Raw genomic sequence first — 24,392 nt, 5'->3', positions numbered from 1 at the left:
CTGCGAACCTGCACGGACGCAACGAACGAGGGAGTGGCACGGTGACGGCACGACGGAGGACCGCGGCGGCGTTGACGACGGGGCTGGCGGTGCTGGGCCTGGCCGGTTGCGGGAGCTCGGGGAAGGATCCGGTGTCGTTGCCGACCCCCGAGCCCACCCGGTCGCAGTCCGCGACCGCGCCGCCGGTCGAGCGGGAGACCGAGGTGAACACCGAGGCGGTGGGGTTCCGGATCCGGGCCTCGAGTCCGGTACAGCCGACGACCGCGCCCGCGACCGAGGGGTGCGCACAGGTCGTGGTGCGGCTGGGCGATGTCACGATCGAGTCCAACTCGACGCGGTGCAAGGCGCAGACCCAGGCGCCGGGCAATGGCCGGCACGGCATGTACCGCACCGCCGCGGACGTTCCACCCGGCGCTGTGACGGAGACGATCCGTACGCCGCTCGGCGACGCCATCCTGTTCACCCAGCGCTACTTCGAGGCGACGAATTCGGTGACGTACTGGAACGAACCGGTCGCCATCGTGACCCTGCGGAACCCGAAGCAGGCGACCCATCCGACGCTGATCCTGCGTTCCGACAAGGGAAAGCTCGATCAGGCGGGGCTGCGGACGTTCGTCGAGACGAAGCTGTCGCCCTCGGGATGAGCCGGATGGCCGCATCTCGGCTTCGAGCCGGTCGGAGCCGGTGGCTTCGAGCCGGTCGGAGCCGGGCGGTGCGCGGATCGACGTCCGGAGAACGAGGATGGCCTGAAACGATGCCGCTGCCGTCGGCGATTCGGACGGATTCGGCGACCGTTCTTTGTCCGGCAGGACGAGCCGAGGTGTTCGGACGCTGCCTACCGTGAGCGTCCTCTGCGGCACCGAGCCGTTCTCCGAGGAGGTATCCAGCATGGGACGATCCGATGCGGTCGGGTCCACCGTCCGGATGGTGGGTCCGGACGCCCGTACACCGATCGGCGCCGAACCGGAGGGCGGGAGGCAGGCGTGGCTCGCCTTCCTGGGCAGTGGTGACCGGGCCGGGATCCCGCAGACCAGGCGCGCCCTCTCCCGGGCGGCCGGCGTGGGGACCGGCTCGGGGGCGGCGAAGGTCGCCGACCAGGGTCTCGTGAACCGTCCCGGCGGCGGTGCCCGATGAGACGCGGCGTACGCGCGGCCGCGACCACGGTCGCGCTGGGCCTGCTTGCCGTCGGCTGCGGCGGAACCGGCTCCGGCGGCGCCGGCGGTCGCGACACGATCACCATCGGCATCAACGCCGACCCCGGCAACCTGTCCCCGCTCACCTCGCTGACGAGAATCACGTCGTTGCTCAACCGGTTCTCCTACGATTCCCTGGTGAACGTCGAGCCCGACGGGCGGATCGTCTCCGGCGTGGCCGAGAAGTGGACGACCGACGCCGTCTCGGCGACCTTCACGCTCAGGCGCGACGTGACGTGCGGTGACGGCCGACCGCTCACCGCGTCCGCCGTCGCGGCCCAGTACAACTACGTCACCGACCCGAAGAACACCTCACCCCTGCTCGGCCTGGCGGTGACCCCCGGAACCGTCGCCACCGCCGACGACGCCACCAACACGCTGACGCTGAGGACTCCGGAGCCCACACCGTTCCTGCTGCGGGGCACCTCCGGACTGCCGTTGGTCTGCCCCTCGGCCCTCGCCTCGCCCGACTCGCTGACGCACGCCACCGACGGCACCGGTCCCTACCGACTCACCGAGTCGGCACCGGGCGACCACTTCACCTTCACCAAACGACCCGACTACATCTGGGGCCCGGACGGCGCCGGCGCCGGCGAGTTGCCCGAGCGACTGGTCTTCAAGGTCGTCTCCAACGAGTCCACCACGGCCAATCTGCTCCTGGCCAAGCAGATCGACATCGCCCCGGTCAACGGCGCCGACCGGGTCCGGCTGACGGCGGCCGGATTGAAGTACCAGATCCAGCGCGACCCGCTCGGCATGCTCTTGTTCAACGAGGCCGCCAACCACGTCACCGCCGACCCGCAGGTGCGTTGGGCCCTGACCGCGGCGCTGGACCTCAAGCAGGTGGGGGCGGTGGCCACCGGCGGCAAGGGGGCGCCGCCGGCCAGGATCGCCACCACCATGCTGCCGCCCTGCCAGGCCGACGCCGTCACCGGGAACGTCCCCCCGCACGACAAGGCCCGCGCCGCGGCGGCGCTGCGGGCCGCCGGCTGGGAGAAGTCCGGCGGGCGCTGGAGCAAGGACGGCAAACAACTGTCGATCGTGCTGCCCTTCCCCTCCACGTCGGGCTCCCAGGTCGTGTCCGCCGTCGAGCTGGCGGTCGCGCAGTGGAACTCGTTCGGTGTGAAGGTCACCCGCAAGCCGCTCACCTCGGCGACGACCGGCGAGGTGCTGGCCTCGGGCGAATGGGACGTCTCGTGGACGCCGGTCGCGCTCACCCAGCCCGACCAGCTCATCCCCTTCTTCAGCGGCCCCCCGGGGCCCGACGGGATCAACTTCGGCTCCGTCGACAACCCCGAGTACCAGCGCCTGGTGGGTCTCGCGATGGCCAAGCCGGATCTCTCCGGCTGCGACGAATGGACGGCCGCCGAAGCAGAGTTGGTCAAACGCGTCGACGTGGTGACCTTCGTGGACTCGCTCTCGCCCTACTTCAACACCAAGGGCACCACGTTCACGATCGACGGCGCCGGCATCGTGCCGACGTCCCTGCGCCGGGGCCGAGGGTGACGAATCCCGCCTCCCCGGCGGCGTCGACGTCGGTGATCGCACCGCGACGGTCGGGGGCGAGCACGCCTTCGCAGCCGTGACGAAGCCCCGCCCGAAGCCGATCGACCCGGCTTCGGGCGGGCGGACGCTCAAGCACTTCGGTGTATCGAGGGTGCCCGTTCGCTCCCGGGGCCACGGCGCCGAGGCTGCCGGGATACAGGTACTGGTCCTGCGGGGCGGTGGTGCCGTGTGCCCAGGCGTCGAAGAACCCGGTGCGGGCCGGTCGGGCGGAGATCTTCTTGGCGAGTGCCTCGAACCGCGGCCGGGAGGAGTTGCCGTAGCGGTGCTCACGCTGCCACTGCCGGAGAGTTCCGAAGAAGGCGTCGTCCCCGATGGTCCGCCGCAGGGCGTGCATCATCATCGACCCTTATCCGAGCGCGGGAAGATGTCGGGAACCTGTCGGAAAGCCGTGACCGCACGGTGATTTCGTCGCGGAATCCCTTGGCCGCTCGGTGATTTGGTCGCGTGTGCGGACCGCTGCGGCACGGTGGGGGAGCGGCTCGGCCGTCGGGACCCGGTGCGGATCCCGACGGTGGGGTCAGACGGTGACGCGGGCCCGTACGGTGGCGCGGACGTGGGGGCCGAGGGAGTTCGTGCCGGTGACGCGGAGGTCCACCTCGTCGCCGGTCACGGCGGTCACCTCGGCGTCGAGGGTGAGAGTGTCGCCCGTGTGGTTGGGCGCGAGGAGGTGCAGGTCGACCTCCAGGAGCCGGGTGGCCGGGCCGCCCCAGTCGGTGACCACTCCGCCGACGAGGCCGGTGGTGGCGAGGATGTTGGTGAAGATGCCGGGACGCCGGAGCGAGGTGCGCGTCCAGTCGGCGTCGTGGTGAGCGGCGTAGAAGTCCTGGGTGGCGAACGCGGTCGCGATCACGAAGGTGGGGGTGATCGGGATCGTGGTGAGGGGGGTACGGTCGCCCACGCGGGGGGCGGCCGTGAGCGGGCGGCAGGTCCGGCGGCTCGCGGGTGTGGGCGGGGCCGGATCCGCGGGGGTGCCCGGTGCGCCGACGTCGGATGCGGCTGCGTCCACCGCGGTGACGTCGGGTGCGGTGACGTCGGGTGCGCCGGCGGGTTCCGGCGTACGGAAGCACAGTACGGTCCAGTCGACCGTCGCCACGTCCGCCTCGTCCTGGTCGCGGAAGGTCATGCGTGTGGTGACGAAGTAGCCCGGCCCCAGCGCCGTCCGCTTGCGCGGCGACACCGTCGTGAGCACGCTCTCGCAGGTCAGGTGGTCCCCGACCGCCGCCTCGCGGTGGTACCGCTGCCGGCATCGGGTCGCCGCGCGGGCGGTGTACCCGTGCGCGGTGAGGAGTCGGTGTACGGCCGCCGCCGGGTTGTCGGTCTCCTGCTCGGTCGACCGGCCGTCGGGCGACCCGTTCTTCGACGACACCTCGTGCCCCGATGCGCCGGCCAGGTAGGGCGCGTACCCGGGGACCTGGGGCAACGTGGCGGCCAGGGCGGAGAGTCGGGGCATGGTCCAGGCCTGGATCATGGTCGGGGGCGCGACGATCCCGGCCCGCCCGGTCGCCGCGGCGGCCTCGGCGTCGCGGTAGACGGGGTTGGGGTCGCCGAGGGCGTCGGCCCAGGTATCGAGCATGGGCGCGTTGACCGGGTGCCGGGCGCGCACGACGGACCTGGTGCCGCGCGCCACACAATCCTGGAGCGTGCGTTCCGGTTCCACGGTGTCGGTGCTCATGCCCGCCTCGCCTTCCGGACGATCGCCGCCTGTCGGATGCCGTCGCCTACCCTATCGATCTACTTGACATTGACAAGCGATTGACCCGCGTCGATGATCGACGGGAGTGGTCGTGGGGCCACACGCGTGCACAAGCGCACAAGCGCACAAGCGCGCACGCACAGGGATCGCGGAACTCCCGTCGTCGTCACGTGTGTCGAGGCACGCGCCGAGGTGCCGGGCCGAACGCGGTGGGGATGCGTTCGAGGATGCCGCCCGCGAAGACGTCGTACAGCGGCAGGGACGTCAGGTGCACGTAGCCGATGTGGCAGTCGCAGGTCTGCTCGGGGCACGGCGGCGCGGGTGCGAGACCGGCGCGGAACGAGCCGTCGTAGAGATTGCCCAGCACTGCGGGCACGAAATGGCAACGGCGTACGGTGCCTTCGCCGTCGACACTGATCACGGTGTCACCGGTGCGGCAGGGCACACCGAGGGCGGGATGCGGGTTTCGGCTGAAGCCGAAGTGCGGGTCCAGCGTGGCCCATTCGGCTGCCGCCGAGTCGGTGTACGCGTGCCCCTCGGCGGCGTTGACCCATAGGTACACGTCGGCGGGAAGATCGTCCCGCAGGCGCCGCGCGGCGGGCAGGTGTTCCGGCAGGCCGACGACGCCGACGCTGAGGCGCACGCCACGTGCGCGCAGGTCGCGGCAACGGTCCAGGAAGCGCTCGTGAGGGACCTGGTCGGGGTGATAGGTGGCCCAGAGCGCCAGGCGGGTGAGGTCGGCCGCCTCGGTCCACCGGGGATGCGCGCTCAGGTTGGTCTGGATGGCGACACGTTCGACGTGCGGGAGATGGCTCAGTTCGGCGAGCGTACGGCGGTACCAACTGCGGACGAGACCCTCGCCCCACGGGGTGAACAGGACCGACACGCGGTGCGGCGCGTGCGTCACCCAGTTTGCGAAGCGCGCCAACGCCGCACGATCGGCCCGCAGTTGCTCGGGACTATCGCGGCGCTTGGCGAACGGACAGTAGCCGCAGTCGTAGTCGCACGAAGCGAGCGGACCCCGGTACAGGATCGTCAACGGGTCCGCGCGCACGCCGAGTTCGACCAGGGGCGGCGCGGCGGGGGGAGTGCCCGTCATCGCGGCCGGTATCCGTGCATCAGGGTGGAGGTCTCGGGCGAGAACAGCGCGGGACCGATCGCGTCGGACCAGGCCAGGCCCTCGTCGGTCAGGTGTATGCCCGCCGCGGAGACGGTCAGCAGGCCCGCGTCGGCGAGCGGCGCCAGTTCGGCGGCGAAGTCGGCCTCGGCGTCGGTGCCGAACTCGGCCCGATAGTCGGGTGCGGCCAGGCCGTCGGCCTGCAGCAGCGAGGTGAGCAGGTGGCGTCTGCGTCGTTCGCCGACGTCCAGCCGATAGCCCACGCGGGCACGGGTGAAGGCGTCCTGATCGAGCGTCACATAGTCGTCGATGATCGCACGCACCTCGCCGACACCGACCGCGTACTCGAACGAGTAGTGCAGGTCGGTGGTGTACGAGCGGGCGCCGCAGCCGAGGCCGATCATGCCGTCGCGCTGGCAGCGGTAGCCGCCTTGCGCGTCGCTGCCGGCCGCGTCGGTGCCGGCAGCGCCGGCCGGCCCGCCGGCGGCGTCGGGGAGGGCGTCCGCGCGGCGGAACATGCGCATCGAGACCTGCTCGTAGCCGGCCTCGCGCAGACGGTCGCGGCCCGCCCGATAGAGCGCGAGGCGGTCCTCGTCCCAGTCGGCGCGCGTGACGGCTCGGCGGCCGAGGCCGGTGAGCGGGCGCACATACAGTGGATACAGGTACAACTCCTCCGGCCGCCACGCGAGCGCAGCGTCGATCGAAGCGAGCCAACTCGCCCGCGTCTGGCCGTCGATGCCGTAGATCAGATCGATGTTGAGCGTCGGCACCGCGGCGTCCCGGATCGCCGCCAGCGCGGCCTCGACGTCGGCACGGCGCTGCGGGCGCCCGCTCGCTCGCGCCTCGGCGTCGTCGAACGACTGGACGCCGATGCTGACCCGCGTCGTCCCGCGCTCGGCCAACACCGCGAGGCGCTCGGGCGTCGCCGTCGCGGGAGAGGTCTCCACGGACATCGGGATCGAGCCGAGGTCCGCGCCCATCACCTCCGTCGCGATGTCGAACAGTCTTTCCAGTTCGGGCGCGTCCAGGTACGTGGGCGTTCCGCCACCCACCGCCGCGACCGCGAAACGTGCCTCGGGGATCGCCTCGCGCACGGCCCGCGCCTGCCGTTCGAGCGCGTCCAGGTAGCGCCCGACCAGTTCCGCGGGGGCGCCGGTGCGGGTGAACAGGTTGCAGAAGCCGCAGCGCATCTCACAGAACGGCACGTGCACGTACAGGAACAGCGCCGACAGGTCCTGGCCCCGCCACACATCGCCCAGCGTGGGCATCGGGGCGAGCGGGCGGTAGGCGGTCTTGTGCGGATACGAGTAGACGTACCCCGCGTACGGCGAGCCGAGCAGGTCTCGCGCAGACGACGGAACCACCAGGGGATCGGCGGTGCTGGACGATCCCATGAGCGGACGACCTCCGAGGACGTGGGTGAGTGCCGGGTGCGGTGTTCGCACGCCCCGACTCTAGGGGTGGGCGCCGACAGGCCGGCCGACCGCCCGGTGGCTTGGGCGGCGGGCGATGGTCGGGGCCGTCGCCCGCCGCCGATCAAGGCGTGCGCGGGGTCACCATTCGCCGGGGTCGAGGGTGAACTGGGCGTAGGGGACGGTCCACACGACCTCGTGGCCGATGCGGTGCCCGGTGTAGCCGTCCTCGCCGTACGCCGTGCCGTGATCCGACGTCAGGATGGTGAAACACGGGCGGCGGGCGCTCATCGCCCGGAAGAGCCGGCCCAGATGCCGGTCCACGTACTCCAGCGCCGCCGCGTGCGTCTCGCGGGTATCGCCCTCGGCGGCCGTCGCACCGGGCCGGTGGAACCAGTTCGGCTGGTGCAGCGCCGCCACGTTGACCAGCAGGAAGAGTCGCCGGTCGGGGTCGAGGGCGGCGACGACGCGTTCCGCGCGGGCCACCTGTGCCTCGAACGAGGTGGGCGAGGTGACGCCGAGTTCGGGATCCCAGTGGCTCTCCGCGAACATGCCGGGCAGTACCGAGCCGAGCGCGCCGCGTTTGTTGAAGAAGCCGACGCCGCCGACGCAGGCCGTGTGATAGCCCGCGCGAGCCAGCCCGGAGGGCAGATCGGGCTCGTCGAACACCCACGTGTGCGGCGCGGTGGACTCGCTGCCGCCGAAGCGTGCCGCGAACAGGCGTGGATGCGGGCCTTGCCCCAGCGGGGTGGGCAGGAATCCGGCGAGGAACGCGGTGTGCGCGGCGTAGGTGAAGCTGCCCGGGGTGTGCCGCGCCTCCCAGCGCCCGCCGGGCAGCACCCGGGCGAGGGTGGGCAGTCGGCCCGCCGCCACGAGTTCCGCGGCCACGTCGTAGCGGAGCGTGTCGAGCGTGACCATGAGCAGATCGTGGTGGCCGACGACCTCGTTCATGTCGGGATTGTGGCCGTGCGGGCCGTTGTTCCCGTGGCGCGGTGGGGGTGTCGTCAGTTCGGGCACGGCAGTCGTTCCCCGTCGGGTGTCTCGCGGTTCGGTATTTCGTGGTCCGGTGCCTCGCGGTCCGTCGCTTCGCGGTCCGGTGCCTGGAGGTGTGCCGCTTCGCGGGTAGGCGTTTCGCGGTCCGATGTCTCGCGTCCCGCCTGTCGTGGCCTCGCGGGTGGGTGCCGGCCGTCGACCAGGGCGCGGATCTGTTCCGCCCACGTGTCCCGGCCCCGGTGCAGCACCCCCGGCAGCAGATCGCCGAACGCGTTGACCTCGCCGACCGCGTGGCGGCGGCGGTCGACCGCGAACAGGAGGTCGACACCGACGTGCAGCGTCCGGGGAAAACACTCGGCCGCGCGAACACATGTCGTCATCGCCTCCTCCCAGGCGGCGGCCCCCACGGCGCGGCGGACCGCGTCCACGTCGACGCGGGTGTTGCCGAGGTGGAGGTTGGTCATCGGGGTACGGCTGCCGCGTGCGACGACGTGTGTGGCGCGGCCCGCGACGACCAGGACGCGCAGGTCGACGGCGAGTCCGTCGAGGGTGAGTTTGGGCAGCCAGGTCTCGATGTGCACGCCGTCCGCGCACAGTGCGTCGATCAGGGCCGCGACATCCTCCTCGTCGCGGTACTTGCGCACCCGCAACGAGTTGAACAGTTCGATGCCCGACGCGGTGCGCACCAGTTCGGTGGACGTGGTGGCCTGGACGCGCGTTCCCGAGGTCTCCAGGGCGACCACACCGGACGCCGACGAGCCGTGCGCGGGCTTGACGAACACGCGTGGCCGGCGGGTGTCGCGCATCAGGTCGCGCAGGTGGGTGTAGGAGCGCACGGTGACGCCGCGCCCCTCCGCGCCGAGCCCGGGCGGGACCGGGACGCCCGCGTCGTGCAGCCGCCCGTGCGCGCGCGGCTTGTCGAACATGACGGCGATGTCGTCGGGGTCGTTGACGAGCCACGCTCCGGGCGTCGCGGCCACGGCGGTTCGTACGCGTTCCAGCGCGCGCACAAAGGTCGCGTGGCGCACCGCACCGCCCTCGACGCGGTGCGGGTCGGACGGCCCGCCGAGCAGTGCGTGGACGACGGGGTTCTCGCCGGGGGAGTCGATCCGCACCGGCCCGGCGGCGAAAGCCGGTTGCACACCACGCAGTACGTCCTCCCACGGGACGACGCGCGGGGCCGGTAGCCCGGCGGCCCGCGCCGCCGCGTCGAATCCCACGACGCGCCGGTGCCCCGGGTTGGCGACGACGGTGATCACGGTCACGGCAGGTACCGCGCGGCGCGGAGGTCGGCGGTGCCCGTGGGGTCGATCGCCGCGACGACGCGCGGGCCGGCGGAACGTGCCCGGGCCTGACCGCCGGTCATTCGGAGATCTCCACGTATCGGGGGTCGCCGCCCCAGTCGCGGGGGCTTTCGGGGTCGGAGATCTCCACCGTCACACCGGATGCCCGCAGCGTCGCCCGCAGGCGCTCGGCCACGGAGTCGTCCAGGAAGTGGTGGCGGATCGTCAGATTCCGCAGCCGGCCCAGGGATCGGCTGTTCAGCAGCGCCTCGGCGCCGTCGTTGCTCAGGATTCCCATCGACAGGTCGAGCGATTCGAGCCGGGGCGTGACGGCGGCGCTCGCGATCGCGGCGGCGATCTCGTTCTGCAATTCGCTGTTCATCAAACCGAGATGCCGGAGTCGGGGCACTCGGGTCCCGGACAGGAGGTCGGCGAGGTCCTCGACGCGGGCGTCACCGCCATAGTCGTCGACGCCGAGCCACATGTCGAGTTCCTCCAGCGCGGGGAAGTCGCTCATGCCGACGGCGCGCACGATCCGACCGGACAGGCCGCCGCTCTCGAAGCGGAGCCGGCGCAGGTGCTCGTGACGCACCGGAGTCAGCGCGGGGGCGTCCTCGGTGGCGTTCTCGCTGCCCCGAAGCACCAGTTCCTCCAGGTGCGGGAAGGCTTCGAGGAGCCCGGTGGAGGGGCCGATGCCGATCCAGGAGATCTCGGATTCCTCCTGCACCACGTCGCCGACGAACAGATGGCGCAGCGCCGGAAAGCGGGCGGCGTCGCGGACCAGCAGCCCGGGCAGCGGATTCTCCTGGGACATGTCCACGTCCCAGGCGCCGACGATCAGCGCGGTGACTCGTGTGGTGTCGACGTTGGCGAGGAAGTAGGCGTAGAGATCGGCGAGTTCGGGATCATCCTCCCAGTGGCGGTGGCGCAGCCGCCAGGCGACGGCGTCCGCGGGGTGGTCGCCGGGCGCGATGCCGTACGGCGGTGTGGGCTCGCCGCGGCGGGCCTCCTCGGGTTGCCTTCCGGGAACGGCCGAGGGCTGCTTCGAGTCCGGCGGCCGCAGGTCGGCGACGGGCAGGCCGCCGAAGTGTTCGAGATAGGTGTGGATGCTCATGTCGGGAGGTCACCTGCGTGGGTCGGATGCGTGCGGATCGGTGCGCGTAGGGCTCTTGCCTACCAGAGCGCACCGACGGCCGGCGCGGGGGGAGAGCCGAGGGGCCTGAGTCGGCAGACCCGCTCACTCCCGTCGGTGGTGCCCGGTGGGTCGGCTCGCCGCCGGTGCCGTCCCGGGACGGTGCGAGCGCGCCGGTGTTCGTTCGGCGGGTGCTTGCCGCGAAGGCTCCCGCGCCCCGTGTCACACTTTCCCGCCGACGTTCGTCTACATCGCATGGAGAACGAACCCGGGCCCGAGCCCACGTGGCGTGCGGAGTGGACGGCCGACCAGTTCGAGGGGCTGCGCCCGCACCTGCGGTCCGTCGCGTACGGCATCCTCGGTTCGCGCGCCGACGCCGAGGACGCGATCCAGGAGACCTGGCTGCGGGTCTCGCGCACCGAGCACGAGGACATCCGCGACCTGCGGGCCTGGCTGACCACGATCGTCGGGCGGATCTGCCTCGACATGCTGCGCGCGCGGCGACCGCGCCGTGAGGACTATCCGGGCACGTGGTTGCCGGAGCCGATCGTGCGCTCGGCCGACGCCGACGCGTACGACCCCGAACGCAAGACCATCGAGGCCGACGCCATCGGCCTGGCGCCGCCGATCGTGCTGGAGACCCTCAATCCGGCCGAGCGGCTCGCCTTCGTGCTGCACGACGTGTTCGGCGTGCCGTTCGACGAGGTCGGCCCCATCGTGGACCGCACCCCGGCGGCCGCCCGGCAGTTGGCCGGCCGGGCGCGGCGGCGGGCGCGGACCGCGCCGCAGCCGGAGGGCGACCTCAAGCGGCAGCGCCGCGTCGTCGACGCGTTCCTGGCCGCCGCGCAGGACGGCGACTTCGACGCGCTCCTGGCCAACCTCGACCCGGACGTCTCCTTCCAACTCGACCCGGGCCCGAACCGGCACGCGGCCCCGCCCACCGTGGTCGGCGCCGAGAAGGTCGCGCGGCAGATGTTGCGCTCGGCCCCGTTCTTCCTGCCCTACGCCCGTCCCGTTCTGGTCAACGGCGCCCCGGGTCGGCTGGTGGGCGACCCCAACCGGCCCAGCGGCGTCGCCGGCTTCACCGTGGCGGGCGACCGGATCGTGCGGATCGACGTGATCGCCAACCCCGAGAAGCTCAAGGGAGTTCCGCTGGACATCGTCGACGACGCCGACCCGATCGACTACCCCGACTTCACCCGGGTGCCGCACGAGCCGCCGGCCGCGGACGACACCCACCTGCGCCCCGACGACACCGAGAGCTGACCCGGCGAACCTTCGCCGCGCGGGACGAGCCGCGCGCACCTCCCGTGACCACCTCGGGCGACGCCCCGGTTCCCGGCACGCCGTCGCCTGATCCCCGCACGCCCGAAAACCGAACCGTCATCCAGCCCTGGAGCACCCATGTCCACCGGCACCTTCGCATCGACCGACTCGACGGATCCGCCGAAGTCCGCGGCTCCGACCGAGTCCGACGCCTCGTTCCTGACCACCGCGCGGGGCAAACTCACCCTCGTCCTGCTGTGCGCGGTGGCCTTCCTCGACTTCGTCGACGCCTCCATCGTCAACATCGCGCTGCCGGCCATCCAACGCGACCTCGACCTGAGCAACCAGGGTCTGCAATGGGTGCCGTCCGGCTACCTCCTGACCTACGGCGGCCTGATGCTCCTGGGCGGGAGGGCCGCGGACCTGATCGGGCGCCGCCGGGTCCTGACCGGCGGCACCCTGGTGTTCGCCGCCTCCTCCCTGATCGGTGGACTGGCGCAGAGTTCCGAGGTGTTGATCGGCGCCCGGCTCGCCCAGGGCGTGGGCGCGTCGATGATGCTGCCCGCGGCCCTGTCGATCCTGACCACCTCGTTCGGTACCGGTCCCGACCGCAACAAGGCGCTCGGCGCCTGGGCGGGCACCGGCGCACTCGCCTCCGCCGTCGGCGTGTTCCTGGGTGGGGTGCTCACCGAGGGCCCCGGGTGGCGCTGGGTCATGTTCGTCAACCTGCCGGTCTGCGCGCTCGTGCTTCCGCTCATCCCCCGACTCCTGCCCGACGACAAACGCCGGGCATCGGTACGCGGCTTCGACTTCCTCGGCACCGCACTGGCCACCGGCGGACTGGTGCTGCTGGTCCACGGTCTGGTGAAGGCCCCCGACCAGGGGTGGTCGTCCACCCGCACCGTGGTCGAACTAGGGGTCGCCGCCTGCCTGTTGCTCGCCTTCGTCGTCAACGAGGCGGTGATCGGCAACCCGCTGATGCCATTGGGCATCTTCCGGGTCAAGGGCCTGGCCGCGGCGAACGTCACGCAACTGGTGGCCATGTCCGGCTTCATCGCGATGTTCTTCTTCATCACCCTGTACGTGCAGGGTGTCATGGGCTACTCCGAGATCAAGGCCGGATCCGCGTTCCTGCCGGTCACCGTGGGTGTGGGGATCGCGGCCGGAATGGCCCAGCCGCTGCTGGCCCGGGTCGGCACCCGTCCGCTGATCGTGGTCGGCTCGCTGATCGCCTCCGCCGGGGTCTGGTTGTTGTCCCGCATCCCGGTGGACGGCACCTACCTCGGGGACCTGTTGCCCGGCCTGGTCGTGATGTCCTTCGGGCTCGGCTTCGTCTTCGTCGGCGTCGCCACCGCCGCCAACGCGGGCGTCCCCGCCGAACAGGCGGGCCTGGCGGCGGCGCTGATGAACACGGCGCAACAACTCGGCGGCGCGTTCGGCCTCGCGATCCTCTCCGCCGTGGCGACCGCGGAGACCACCCACCGACTGGCCGCCGGCGACGCGGCGGCCTCCGCCTACACGGATGGCTACCAAAAGGCGCTCCTGGTCGGCGCGTTCCTCCTCGCGGGCGCGGCCGTGGTCGGCCTGTTCGTCGCCAACACCCGCGGGGAGGAGACGACCTGACCCACACGCGGATCGGCCGCGCGCCGAAGGGCCGTCCACCGGGCCGGCTCCGCCGGACGCCGCTGTCCGGAACCACGGTTCCGCACAGCGGCGTTCGGCACGTCCGGGCACGTCCGGGCACGTCCGGGCATCCGTGCACGTCCGCACGTCCGACCGACCCGTCCGGAGGCTGGTCGGGGTGACGTCTGATCCTGGCGCGAGCGTGGCCGTGGAAGTGCACGGTGTGGACGACCGGCCGGGCGGGCGGGTCAGTTCGCGGTCGGGGTGGTGCTCGGGGCCGGTCGGCGGGTCAGGTGGGTCAGGGCGTTCGCGATGATGTCGAGACCGATGGATCCGTGTGCCGTCATGATCGACTCGGGGTGGAACTGAACGGCCGCGAAAGGGCGTTCGGTGTGCTCGACGACCATCGCGACGCCGTCGTCGGTGGTGGCGCAGACCCGCAGTCGCGGTGGCAGGTCCCTCGCGTGCACGTACAGCGAGTGGTAGCGGCCGACTTCGAACGAGTCCGGGAGGCCGGCGAGCAACCCGCTGCGGTGATCGGTGACCCGCACTCGCGAGGAGCGCCCGTGGACGGGACGGTCCAGGACGCCGAGCGTGCCGCCCAGGTATTCGACCAGGCCCTGCAATCCGAGACACACCCCGAACACCGGGGTGTCGAGCGCCTCGGCCGCGGCCAGTGTCTCGGCGACGCCGAAGTCGCTCGGGCGCCCCGGGCCGGGGGACAGCACGAGCAGGTCCGGCCGGGTGCGTTCCAGCACGGCCAAGTGGTGCGGCGGCCGGAACGTGGCCACCTCGGCGCCGCATTGACGGAAGTAGTCGCCCAGGCAGTGCACGAACGAGTCATGGTGGTCGACCATCAGGACCCTGGGCCGGGCAGCCGGCTCGGCGGTCGGCGACGGTCGCCGCCCGCGGATCGCCGCCGCAACCGGCGCCGGGACGCGGACCTCCGGTGCCTGCGCCTCGTCCAGGGCGGCCAGCAGGGCCCGGGCCTTCAGTTCGGTCTCGGCCTCCTCGGCCCGGGGGTCGGACGCGCACAACAACGTCGCCCCGGTCCGGACGACGGCCGTTCCGCGGCGGATCTGGATGGTGCGCAGCGTGAGCGCGGTGTCCAGACCCCCGTCGAAGCGGATCCGGCCGACGGCTCCGCCGTACCAGCGCCGAGGCGACCTCTCCTCGTGTTCGAGGTACCGCACCGCGGCCCGCTTGGGCGCGCCGGTGACGGTGACCGCCCACAGGTGCGCCAGGAACGCGTCCAGGGCGTCGAGTTCGGGTCTCAGGCGTCCCTCCACGTGGTCGACGGTGTGGATCAGCGTGGCGTGGAACTCGACACGGCGCCGGGCGGTGACCCGGATGCTCCCGGGTACGCACACCTTCGCCTTGTCGTTGCGGTCCACGTCGGTGCACATGGTGAGTTCGGACTCCTCCTTCTCGGATTCCAGGAGTCTTCGCACCTGTGCCGCGTCCTCCAGCGCGTCGCGGCCGCGCGCGATCGTGCCGCTGATCGGCGCGGACTCCACGACGAGCCCGCCCTCGCCGGCGTCCCCTCCCGCTCGGACCGCGACGAAGCGCTCGGGTGACGCGCCGATCAGGTGCTCACGCTCCCCGAGGTTCATCAGCAGCGCGTACGGGGCGGGGTTGCGGGCGTACAGCCGCCGGTACACCGCCGACGGCGGTGCGGTCGCGGCGCGGCGGAACTCCCGGCCGGGCACGACCTCGAACAGGTCGCCCGCGCGGAAGGCCGAGCGGGCCCGCTCCACGACCCGGGCGTAGTCACCGGGAGCGTGGTCGTCCTTCGCGACCGCGCCGCCGGGGCGGAAGGCGGCGTCGGCGGTGGTACGCGGCAGTCCGTCGGTGCGCGCGCGACTGTCGTGGAACTCGTACCGGTGCCGGATCGCCGTGTCGTTGCGCTCGTCCACCTCGAGGAGTTCGTCCGGCAGGTGCAGGACCAGCACGCGGTCGCCGGGATCGCGTTCTCGCGCGATCGTGATGCCCTCCAGCTCCAGGATCAGGTCGTAGCCGAAGGCTCCGTACAGGCCCAGGAGGGAGTCGGCGGGAGAGCGCATCGCGTCCACCAACTCGCGGAGCACCGTGAAGACCCCGGCCCGGCGGGTACGGTCCTCCTCGGCGATCGCCTCGTCCGCGGACGGCATGCTCCCGTATACCCGGTCCGCGCGGACCTCCCGATCCCGCAGGACGCCGGCGGTCGCCCGGGCCAGCGCGGGAAGCAGCACCCGACCCCGGGCGTTGAGCGCCCGCACGGCCAGCAGGGAACCGCGCGCGGTCACCTCGATCGGCGGGTCGGCGTATCCCACGACCGTTCCGTTCCCGAGGTGGGCGAGCATGCCGCGACGCCGGTCGAGCCGTTCCTCCAGTGCCGCCAACGCGGGGCCCGCCCGTCCCGCGTACGCGGACGAACGGCGTACTCGGAGGCCGTTCGGCAGGCGCCAGGACAACTCCCGGGACGTGCCGGCGGAACGGACGGCGAGCATTTCCGGTAGCGCCATGGCGAAGCCCCTCCGTGAAGTGGTGTGCCGACCGGCCACGTGCCGCGGTGCGCCGACGGGCCGTCGGGCCGCGATGTGCCGACCGGTCCATCACACGCGCCGGGCAAGTGCCGTCGCAATCGGCTGGGTTGCGCGGACGCGAACGTCCGGCCCCACATGCGGTGAATGTTGCTCAACCCCGCGACCCGGGGGCGCAACCGGTTGCCCCCGGCCGCCCGGCATGGGTGCACTGGACCCGTTCCCGCAAGGCCGCCGCGTCGGCGTCGTCGACGCGCCGGGCGGGAGCGCTTCCCTTCTTCCCACCGAGAATCGGGGACCCCATGCTCTCCGCCCGACACACCCTGCTCCCCCGATCGGCACGTATCGCCCTGGCCCGGGACACCCGGCTCGGGGGCGGCAACCTCTGGCGTACCGCGCTGGAACACAGCCGGGCCCCCGACGCACCCCTGCTCGTGTCGGACCCGCCGCTCGTGGTCGGCGACGGGAGCCGGCAGCGGGAGTTCGGCATCGCCGCGCTCGACGCCCTCGCCGACGCGTGGGCGTGCCACTACCTCGACCGGGGCGTACGGCCGCGCGACCGGGTCGCCATCTACATCGAGGACTCCTTCGAAGACCACGTGCACCTGGCCGCCCTCGCCCGGATCGGGGCCATCGCGGTCCTCGTCAACGGCCGGATGCCGCCCGAGCTCGCGCTCGGCCTGATGGACCGCGCCGACCCGGTCGGCCTGTACACCGACCCCGCGCACCTGGAACTCCTCGCCGGGCGGCACCGGGAACTGCCCGGACTGCGCTGGACGCACACCCGCGCGGACGCGGCCGGGCTCGGCAACCCGGAACCGCCCGACAAGGCGAGATACCGGCACGGCGACAACGACCCGATCTTCCTGTGCCATTCGTCCGGCACCACCGGCCGACCCAAACTGGTCACCTGGACCCACCGGCAGAGCGTCGCGGGCACCCGGTTCCGGCTCGCCACCCAACCCGAACCCGACGACTCGCTGTTGCTGTGCGCGGCGCCCCTCAGCCACGGGGCGGCGATCGCGATCACCTTCTTCGCGCTGGCGGCGGGCCTGCCCGTGGTCGCCTCCGCCGACCGCAGCGCCGCCGGCCTGTCCCGCGCCGCCGCCGCGCACCGGCCGACGACGATCTTCGCCTTCAACCACACCCTCGCCGAACTCGCCGTCTCGGACCCGGACCCGGCGGACTTCACGTCGGTGACGGACTGGGTGAACGTGGGCGACTCCGCCCACGAGGCGCACGTACGGTCGCTGGTACGGATGGGCGGGCGCACCGCGGCGGGCAATGCCGTATCGGGCTCGGTCTTCAACGACATCCTCGGCTCGTCCGAACTCGGGTGGGCGGCGCTGCGCCGCTCCACGGCACCCGACACACCCTCGTCCCCGCGCCACCTCGGCAGGCCCGGCTCCGCGATGAAGGTGGCGGTACTGCGCGAGGACGGAACGCACGCCGACGTGGAGGAGGTGGGCATGCTCGGGGTCCGCGGCGAATCGGTGACCACCGGCTATTGGAACGACTCGGACACCTACCACCGCAGTTTCCTCGGCGGCTGGTTCCTCTCCGGGGACCTGGTGCGCCGAACCGCGGAGAACCACTACTTCCACGTCGACCGCGTCGTGGACACCATCCACACCACGGGATCGCCGGGCCACTCCGTCCTGATGGAGGAGGTGATCCTGCTCGCGCTGCCCGAAGCGGCCGACTGCGCGGTGGTCGCGGGAGGCGATCGCGGCGCGAGCGTGCCGGTGGCGGTGGTCCGGCTGCGGGGCGGGCACGCGGACCCGGCCGGACTCCTCGATCGGGCCAACACCGCGCTCGCCGCGGCCGGTCAGCCCGACCTGGCCGCCCTGGAGCTCGCCGCCGACGACGCGGACCTGCCCGTCGGCGCGACCGGGAAGGTCCTCAAACGGCACCTGCGGGAGAAGTACCGGGACTTGCCCGGCCATCTGGCCGCCGCGGCACGGGGATCCGTGGCGGCAGTCCGGGAACCGAACCGCCCACCCCGGCGGGAGGAATCGACGACCCACCGAACCACCCCGGACGCGACCGCCACGCCGGCGGGTGTGCGTGCGATCGCCGCCGCGGTGCTGGAGACGGAACCCGAGCGGATCACGCCCGACGCGGCCTTCCACGCACAACTGGAGATGGACTCGCTCCAGAAGACCGAATTCGTCGCGCGGGTCGAACGCGCCTTCGAGGTGCGGTTCGCCGCCGAGGAGGCGGCCCGACTGGACTGCCTGGCCGACGTGCTCGCCGCCCTGCGTCGGCACGGCGTCGGCAGCGACCCGCGTGCCGACGACGGAGGCTCCCGATGAACCCCGTCGACCTGCTCCTGCTGCGGCACACCGCGGCCGGCCGGGGCAGCCGTACGAGCGTCACCGACCGCACCGGTGCGATGACCTACGCCGAACTGACCGAGGCGGCGCGCGGGTACGCCGGCGCACTGGCGGCCGGCGGGATCCGCCGGGGATGCCGCGCCCTGGTGGTCTCCGACGACACGGTGGACGCGATCGTCGCCGTCCTGGGCCTGTGGTGGCACGGCTGCGTGCCGGTCGTGCTCAGCCCGATGCTCCGCGACGCCGAGCTCGTGTTCATCGCCGGGGACTGCGCCGCCGAGTACGCGGATCTCGACCTGGTGCACGAGCGCCGCGACGAACTGGCCGCGGCCCTGGGCCCGCTCGGCTTCCGCCACGAACAGCGGGACGGGGAGCGGGCGTTCGTCGACCCGGGCGCACCCGCGAGGTTCGTCGAGGGAGCCGAGGTGCTGGTGCAGTACACCTCGGGCAGCACCGGCCGGCCGCGCGGCGTCCGACACTCCATGGGCGGGCTGCTCGCCGTGCTGAACGGGTTCGGCGGCGTGCTCGGGCTGACCGAGTCGGACACCGTCCTGTCCACCGCCAAACTCTCCTTCGGCTACGGCTTCGGCAACTCGCTGCTGTTCCCGCTCGCGGCGGGCGCCGGCTCGGCGCTGCTCACCGGCCCCGTCGACGCGTTCAGCGTGAGCACCGCGATCGACCGGTACCGGCCGACCGTGCTGTGTGCCGTGCCGAGGGTGTACGAATCCCTGCTGGGCGCGGTCGCCGACCGAGGAGCGGCGCCGGACACCTCCGCCATCCGCCTCGCGGTCGCCGCCGGCGAGCACCTGCCCGCCGACCTCGCCCGCCGCACCACAAAGACCTTCGGATTCCCACTGGTCAACGGCCTCGGCGCGACCGAGGTCCTGCACATCGTGCTGGCCACCGCGGCCGACGCTCCGCCGCACGGATCCACCGGCAACCCGGTGCCGGGCGTGACGGCGACCGTCCGCGACGAACACGGGCAGCCGGTGCCGACCGGGACCCACGGCCGGTTGCACATCGCGTCCGCGTCCGCCGCGCTCGGCTACATCGACCGGCCCGAGGCCCAGGCGCGCACGTTCGCCGACGGCGGCGTCTACCCGGGCGACGTCGTGCACCGCACCCCCGACGGGGACTTCCGGCACGTCTGCCGTACGGACGACCTGCTCAACATCGGCGGCCACAAGGTGGCTCCGGCGGAGATCGAGGCACTGCTCAAGGCGACCGACGGCATCGCCGACTGCGCCGTCGTCGCCGACCGGGACCCGGCCGGCCTGCAACAAGCCGTGGCCTACGCCGTTCCCGCGTCCGGCGCCGCGCCGGAGGAGGTGCGCCGCAACGCCCTGCGCGCCCTGCGCGACCGGTTGCCGCCACACCGACGCCCCTCGCGGATCGAACTCATCGACGCGCTGCCGACCACCTCCACCGGAAAACTCGCCCGCTACCGGCTGCGCACCCCCGAGGAGACCCGATGACCTGGGACATCGTCGGAATGGGCGCGGTCACCTGTCTCGCGGACGAACCGCGGGCGATCCACCGGGCGTTGTGCCGAGGCGAGAGCGGGGTCGGCCCGCTGCGCGCGTTCGACAGCACCGGGTACCGGGTGAAGAACGCGTACGAGATCGACGATCGCGCCGTGCCGGGCCGTGACGAGCCCGGCCGGGCCACCCGTTGGCTGCGCGCGGCGGTCGCCGCCGCGCTCGCGGACGCGGGCCTGGGCGATGGGGGACCGGCCGACGGGTCGGGACCGGCCCACGCCGGACTCGGCGAAGCGGGGCGCACGGACGCGGACCCGGGCGGCGGCGCACCGCACCAGGGGTCGCGGCCCGGAGGGATGGCGGACATCCCGGTGATCGTCGGAACCACCCTGCGCGAGCTGCGCTCGGCGGAACTGTGGTGGCGCGACGGCACCGAGTTGGAACCCACCGACCTGCACTTCGCCCGGGCGATGCGCGACGCGTTCGGGACCACCCGCACGCACACCGTGGCGAGCGCGTGCGCCGCGTCGCTGTACGCCCTGGGCATGGCCACCGACCTGATCGCGCTCGGCATGGCGGAGACCGTCGTGGTGGCCGGCACCGACTCCCTCACCGAGAGCGCCTTCGGCGGGCTCGACCGTGTGCAGAGCCCGGCGCCGCAGTCGATCCGCCCATTCGACCGCGACCGAAGGGGCATGGTCATGGGCGAGGGCGCGGTGGCCGTCGTGGTGCGCAGGGCCGGCGCCCACCACCGACCAGCCCACGCACAGGTGCGTGGCGTCGCGATGAACTGCGACGCCGCCCATCCGACGGTGCCCGACCCGGCGAGCGTGACCGCGGCCGTGCGCGAGGCCCACCGGCGAGCCGCGGTCCGGCCCGAGGACGTCGACCTGGTCGTCGTGCACGGCAGCGGCACCCGGCACAACGACGTGGTCGAATCCCAAGTCCTGGGCGAGGTGTTCGGACGGTCCCGGCCCGGACCGCTGGTCACCTCGATCAAATCCGGACTGGGGCACACCTGCGGCGGCTCCGGCCTGATGAGCCTGGTCGTCGCCGTACTGGCGCTGCGGTCGGGGCAACTCCCGCCGATCGCCGGCCTGCGCGACCCGATCCCCGAAGCCGCGAACCTGCGCCTGGTCGCGGGCGAGCCCGCCTTCGACAGCTTCGCCACCGCGCAGATCAACGCGATCGGCCTGGGCGGCATCAACGCCGTCGCCGTCGTGGGGAAGGCGCCGTGATGCCCGCCGGGACGCCGCACGAGGCGGCACCGGTGATCACCGGCTGCGCTCTCGCGGTCTCCGGCCTGCGCGACGAATACGACCTGCTGGAGCCGGCCGAAGCCGGAGTCGGGGCTGCCACCGCGGACCGCGATCCGGACGCCGGTCGCGCCGGCGCGGGCATGCGGCACAAGGACCGCGCCTCCCGGCTGGCCCTGCACGCGGTGCGCCGAGCCCTGGACGGCGTGGCGCTGCGCGATCCCGCGGCCACCGCGGTCATCGTCAGCAGCAACTTCGGCAACCTCGACACCGTCTGCGACTTCACCGACACCATCGCGGCGGAGACCGTCACCGGCCTGAGCCCCATCCGGGTCCCGCACATGTCGAGCAACGTCACCGCCGGCTGGGTGGCGATCGCGCACGGCCTGCGCGGACCCAACATCACCCTGTGCAGCGGCACGACCGGCGGGCTGGACGCCGTGTTCTGGGCCGCGGCGCTGCTCACCGCCGGCCGCGCCGAGGCCGCCGTCGTGGTCGGCGTCGAACCGGACACCGCGCCGGTGGCCCGGTTGCACCGTGAGCACGGCGGCGGACCGTGGTTGGACGGCGCGGCCTGTCTGGTCGTGGAAAAGCCCGAACACGCCCGCGCCCGCGGCGTGCGAGCGCGCGCGGTGATCACCGGCTACGGCCGAGCGGCCGGACGCGCCGACGCGGTCGGGCAGGCGACGAAGGCGTACGACCGTCCGATCGTACGGTGGGTGGCGGCCGGCGCGCAGGCGTCGGCGCTGGACCTGACCGCCCGGCTGGGCCGGTGCTCGGGCGCGCTGGGAGTACTGCAATGCGCGGCCGCGGCGGCCTGGTTCGACCGGTCGGGCGACGACTCGGTGCTGGCCGTCGCCGGCGACGACCACATCGGCGCCGGATCCGACGGCGAGGGTGATCCCAGCGGTGTGGCGGCCGTGCTGCTCACCCGCCCCGAACCGGTTCGCGCGGGAGGTGGTCCGCATGACACCGAGGCATGACGAACGCAGGGCCGTGCTGACCGGCCTCGGCGCCGTCTCCTGCCTGGGGGCCGGGGTCGGCGCGTACTGGAACGCGCTGCTCACCGGTGGCGCCGCACCGCGCGAGGTCGACCTGCCGCACCTGAACATGCGGGCCACCCGGATGTACCGGGTGCCCGGGGCCGCCGTCCCCGAGCAGCCGCGCCGGCACGCGGGCGTCCCGCTCGGCGCCGTGCCGCGGATGGCGGTCGCAGCCGCGCTCGAAGCCCTCGACGACGCCGGGATCGAGCATCCCGACCGCGCCGACGTGCCCGTGGTCATGGGCTGCGAAATGGGAAACGCGAGTGTGCAGGAGGAGCGGCGCGGCGCCGACGGGGCCGGCCGCCCGCGGTGGACACCGCTCGCGGTCGCCGCCGCGGCCGTGGGTGCGGCCATCGGCTCACGCCGGGGCAACATCAGTGTGGGCAACGCCTGTTCGGCGGGTGGGTACGCGCTCGGCATCGCCTCGGACATGATCCGCTCGGGTGAGGCGTCCGTGGTCCTGGTCGGCGCCGCGGACGGGGTCACCCGGGTCGGCATGGGCGGATTCGACCGGCTCGGCGCGGCCGACCCGCGAAGCTGCCGCCCCTTCGCCCGGGACCGGGCCGGTACCATGTTCGGCGACGGCGCCGCGATGCTCGTGCTGGAATCGGCGGCACACGCCCGACGGCGCGGGGCCCGCGCCTACGCGGAACTCGCCGGCGTGGCGTGGAGTTGCGACGCCCTGCACCCGACCGCGCCCGATCCGGACGCGGCCCAGCTCGTGCGTGCGATGCACGAGGCCCTCGCCGACGCGGGGCTGCGCCCGGACCAGGTGGGCTGTGTGCTGCCGCACGCGACCGGTACCCCGCTCAACGACGCGGTGGAGAGCCGGGCGCTGCGTCGAGTGTTCGAGCAAGTGGCGGACCCGCTACCGCTGTTCGCGCTCAAGGCGATGATCGGACACACCTCCGCGGCGGCCGGGATCTTCGCCTGCCTGACCTCCGCGTTGATCCTGTCCCGGGCGCGGATCCCCGCGAACGCCCCCATGGAGCAGGACCCGGAATGCGACGTGTGGCTTCCCCGGGAGGGCCCGCTGCGCCTGGAACGCCCGGCGGTCCTGGTGAACACCTGTGCCTTCGGCGGCAACAACTCCTCTTTCGCGCTTGCCGGAACGGCGTGGTCGGCATGATCGCCCCGGCGCGGATGCGCGTCACCGGCCTGGGGGTGATCACCCCCGGCGCGAACCGGCCCGACCGTGCGCTCGGACCGCGACTCGCGCCGATTCCCGGCTGGTTCGAGGTCGCCGAAGCCCTGCCCGGGCGCGGCTATCGCCGGTTGCCCGCCGGCTGCCTCCACCTGCTCGCCGCGGCCAGGGCGGCGGCGCTCGACACCGGCCCGTGGTTCACCGAGGTCCCCGCACACCGCCGGGCCGCGGTGGTGGGAACCAACAACGCCGGCGCGGCCCTGATCGAGGAGTTCGACCGAACGATCATCGACCTCGGTGCCGCCGAACTGCCGCCCGCCCGCGTTCCGTACATGGCGATGAGCATGTTCGCGGCCCGATTGGCGCCCGAACACCTGCTGCGCGGCTTCGACCTGACCACCAACTCACCGGCCGTGGCCGGGCTGGACGCACTCCAGAGCGCCGCACGCGCACTGGCCGCCGGGCGCGCGTCGGTCGTCCTGGCCGGCGCGGTGGAGGAACCACCCTCGGCCGCACAGCAGGCCGGCGCCCGATCCGGCGCCGTGCCGGCCGACATCGGAGCCGCGGTCGTGGTCTGCGAACCCGAGGAGACACCGACCGGCGGTGCCGGCGTGTACGGCTACTGCTCGACGTACAGCGCGTTTCTTCCCGACCCCGACAGCGCGCGGGCCGTCCTGGAGGTGTTGTGGGAGCAACTCGCCCAGGACGGTGCGGCGCCGCACCACATCGACACCGTGCTCGACGACTCCGCGATCGGCGCGGCCGTCGCCGCACGGTTGACCGAACTCGCCCCGGACGGCGAGATCACCACCGTTCCCGCGGCGACCGGCGGCGGTTGCCTGACCCCGGTGCGCCGCGTCGTCGGTCGGCTCGGCACCGCCGGCGGCCTCGCCGATCGCGTCGCGGTCGTCGCCGCCTCCGCCCACGGCCACCTCTCGATCACCGACATCACCCCGTACACCGGCCCCCCACGCAGCACGGACAACACGAACAGCACGAACAGCACGGACAACACGGACGGCACGGACAGCACGCGAAAGACGCACGGCACGCCGCCGGCGACCACGAAGGGACACCGACCATGACCAAGCCCATCCCCACCCGCGAGGAACTGCGCGACTTCTTCGTCGAGGAACTCGAACTCGCCGACGAGATGGTCGCCTACGACAGCGAGTTCGCCGTCGACCTCGGTATCGACTCGCTCACCACGATGGAGCTCATGGTGCAGTTGGAGAAGCGCTACGGTGTGCGGCTCGCGGAGTCCGAATTCGCCGAACTCACCTCGGTGGACGCCGTACACGCCTTCCTGTCGGCCCGGCTCGGGGCGGCCTGAGC

Annotated in this window: 20 protein-coding genes; 12 read left to right on the top strand and 8 right to left on the bottom strand. The window is 72.8% G+C overall.

What is annotated here, in order from left to right:
- Window positions 1-41 precede the first annotated feature (41 nt).
- The 3 genes from ACIBSV_RS08380 (at window position 42) to ACIBSV_RS08370 (ending at window position 2,699) form a co-directional block, all read left to right on the top strand.
- Window positions 42-644 (top strand): hypothetical protein, encoded by a 603-nt coding sequence (locus ACIBSV_RS08380; RefSeq protein ID WP_395860548.1) that lies wholly within the window; start codon window positions 42-44, stop codon window positions 642-644.
- 244 nt (window positions 645-888) lie between these two features.
- Window positions 889-1,134, top strand: coding sequence for a hypothetical protein (locus tag ACIBSV_RS08375; protein ID WP_395860546.1), 246 nt, complete (start codon window positions 889-891; stop codon window positions 1,132-1,134).
- Window positions 1,131-2,699 carry an ABC transporter substrate-binding protein gene (locus tag ACIBSV_RS08370; protein ID WP_395860544.1) on the top strand — a complete coding sequence of 523 codons (1,569 nt, stop codon included), beginning with the start codon at window positions 1,131-1,133 and terminating at the stop codon, window positions 2,697-2,699. The genes ACIBSV_RS08375 and ACIBSV_RS08370 overlap by 4 nt, the downstream gene beginning before the upstream one ends.
- On the opposite strand, the gene ACIBSV_RS08365 is transcribed toward ACIBSV_RS08370, so the two are convergent.
- The 7 genes from ACIBSV_RS08365 to ACIBSV_RS08335 all read right to left on the bottom strand — a co-directional run bounded on the left by ACIBSV_RS08365 (window position 2,644) and on the right by ACIBSV_RS08335 (window position 10,371).
- Window positions 2,644-3,099, bottom strand: coding sequence for a hypothetical protein (locus tag ACIBSV_RS08365; RefSeq protein ID WP_395860543.1), 456 nt, complete (start codon window positions 3,097-3,099; stop codon window positions 2,644-2,646). The genes ACIBSV_RS08370 and ACIBSV_RS08365 overlap by 56 nt on opposite strands.
- Window positions 3,100-3,276: 177 nt before the next feature.
- A complete protein-coding gene (locus ACIBSV_RS08360; RefSeq protein ID WP_395860541.1) occupies window positions 3,277-4,431 on the bottom strand; it encodes a MaoC family dehydratase N-terminal domain-containing protein in 1,155 nt (384 codons plus the stop codon).
- 187 nt (window positions 4,432-4,618) lie between these two features.
- A complete protein-coding gene (locus ACIBSV_RS08355) occupies window positions 4,619-5,551 on the bottom strand; it encodes an STM4011 family radical SAM protein (protein ID WP_395860539.1) in 933 nt (310 codons plus the stop codon).
- Window positions 5,548-6,963: an STM4012 family radical SAM protein gene (locus ACIBSV_RS08350; protein ID WP_395860537.1), complete on the bottom strand. Its 1,416-nt coding sequence runs from the start codon at window positions 6,961-6,963 to the stop codon at window positions 5,548-5,550. Before ACIBSV_RS08350 ends, ACIBSV_RS08355 begins: the two co-directional genes overlap by 4 nt.
- Before the next feature lie 159 nt (window positions 6,964-7,122).
- Complete coding sequence (locus tag ACIBSV_RS08345) at window positions 7,123-7,932, bottom strand: STM4013/SEN3800 family hydrolase (RefSeq protein WP_395860535.1); 810 nt, start codon at window positions 7,930-7,932, stop codon at window positions 7,123-7,125.
- Window positions 7,933-7,985: 53 nt separating this feature from the next.
- A complete protein-coding gene (locus ACIBSV_RS08340; RefSeq protein WP_395860533.1) occupies window positions 7,986-9,239 on the bottom strand; it encodes an STM4014 family protein in 1,254 nt (417 codons plus the stop codon).
- A 97-nt stretch (window positions 9,240-9,336) separates the two neighbouring features.
- Window positions 9,337-10,371 (bottom strand): STM4015 family protein, encoded by a 1,035-nt coding sequence (locus tag ACIBSV_RS08335; RefSeq protein WP_395860531.1) that lies wholly within the window; start codon window positions 10,369-10,371, stop codon window positions 9,337-9,339.
- 273 nt (window positions 10,372-10,644) lie between these two features.
- On the opposite strand from ACIBSV_RS08335, the gene sigJ reads away from it, so the two are divergent.
- Together sigJ and ACIBSV_RS08325 are read left to right on the top strand one after the other, a co-directional pair.
- Window positions 10,645-11,655: an RNA polymerase sigma factor SigJ gene (sigJ, locus tag ACIBSV_RS08330; protein WP_395860529.1), complete on the top strand. Its 1,011-nt coding sequence runs from the start codon at window positions 10,645-10,647 to the stop codon at window positions 11,653-11,655.
- Window positions 11,656-11,793: 138 nt separating this feature from the next.
- Window positions 11,794-13,278 carry an MFS transporter gene (locus tag ACIBSV_RS08325; protein WP_395860527.1) on the top strand — a complete coding sequence of 495 codons (1,485 nt, stop codon included), beginning with the start codon at window positions 11,794-11,796 and terminating at the stop codon, window positions 13,276-13,278.
- Window positions 13,279-13,526: 248 nt separating this feature from the next.
- On the opposite strand, the gene ACIBSV_RS08320 is transcribed toward ACIBSV_RS08325, so the two are convergent.
- The gene (locus tag ACIBSV_RS08320; RefSeq protein ID WP_395860525.1) at window positions 13,527-15,782 is read right to left on the bottom strand and encodes an anthranilate synthase component I; all 2,256 of its coding nucleotides are present in this window, start codon (window positions 15,780-15,782) and stop codon (window positions 13,527-13,529) included.
- A gap of 320 nt (window positions 15,783-16,102) precedes the next feature.
- Here ACIBSV_RS08320 and ACIBSV_RS08315 point away from each other — a divergent pair, with 320 nt between their 5' ends.
- From ACIBSV_RS08315 to ACIBSV_RS08285, 7 genes are read left to right on the top strand one after another with little or no spacing between them, the layout of a single operon-like run.
- Window positions 16,103-18,115, top strand: coding sequence for an AMP-binding protein (locus ACIBSV_RS08315; RefSeq protein ID WP_395860523.1), 2,013 nt, complete (start codon window positions 16,103-16,105; stop codon window positions 18,113-18,115).
- The gene (locus ACIBSV_RS08310) at window positions 18,112-19,611 is read left to right on the top strand and encodes an AMP-binding protein (protein ID WP_395860522.1); all 1,500 of its coding nucleotides are present in this window, start codon (window positions 18,112-18,114) and stop codon (window positions 19,609-19,611) included. Before ACIBSV_RS08315 ends, ACIBSV_RS08310 begins: the two co-directional genes overlap by 4 nt.
- Window positions 19,608-20,852 (top strand): beta-ketoacyl synthase N-terminal-like domain-containing protein, encoded by a 1,245-nt coding sequence (locus tag ACIBSV_RS08305; RefSeq protein ID WP_395860520.1) that lies wholly within the window; start codon window positions 19,608-19,610, stop codon window positions 20,850-20,852. The genes ACIBSV_RS08310 and ACIBSV_RS08305 overlap by 4 nt, the downstream gene beginning before the upstream one ends.
- Window positions 20,852-21,853, top strand: a complete 1,002-nt coding sequence (locus ACIBSV_RS08300) for a beta-ketoacyl synthase N-terminal-like domain-containing protein (protein ID WP_395860518.1) — start codon at window positions 20,852-20,854, stop codon at window positions 21,851-21,853. The genes ACIBSV_RS08305 and ACIBSV_RS08300 overlap by 1 nt, the downstream gene beginning before the upstream one ends.
- Window positions 21,837-23,042 (top strand): beta-ketoacyl synthase N-terminal-like domain-containing protein, encoded by a 1,206-nt coding sequence (locus ACIBSV_RS08295; protein WP_395860516.1) that lies wholly within the window; start codon window positions 21,837-21,839, stop codon window positions 23,040-23,042. The genes ACIBSV_RS08300 and ACIBSV_RS08295 overlap by 17 nt, the downstream gene beginning before the upstream one ends.
- Window positions 23,039-24,142 (top strand): beta-ketoacyl synthase N-terminal-like domain-containing protein, encoded by a 1,104-nt coding sequence (locus ACIBSV_RS08290; protein ID WP_395860514.1) that lies wholly within the window; start codon window positions 23,039-23,041, stop codon window positions 24,140-24,142. The genes ACIBSV_RS08295 and ACIBSV_RS08290 overlap by 4 nt, the downstream gene beginning before the upstream one ends.
- Window positions 24,139-24,390: an acyl carrier protein gene (locus ACIBSV_RS08285; RefSeq protein WP_331770219.1), complete on the top strand. Its 252-nt coding sequence runs from the start codon at window positions 24,139-24,141 to the stop codon at window positions 24,388-24,390. Before ACIBSV_RS08290 ends, ACIBSV_RS08285 begins: the two co-directional genes overlap by 4 nt.
- The last annotated feature ends 2 nt before the right edge of the window (window positions 24,391-24,392 follow it).

Origin of the sequence: Embleya sp. NPDC050154 (assembly GCF_044460165.1) — a bacterium.
In the GTDB taxonomy this organism is placed as follows: Bacteria; Actinomycetota; Actinomycetes; order Streptomycetales; family Streptomycetaceae; genus Embleya.
Note: the sequence above shows the minus strand (reverse complement) of the source record. Positions and strands in the feature narration are given on the sequence as shown.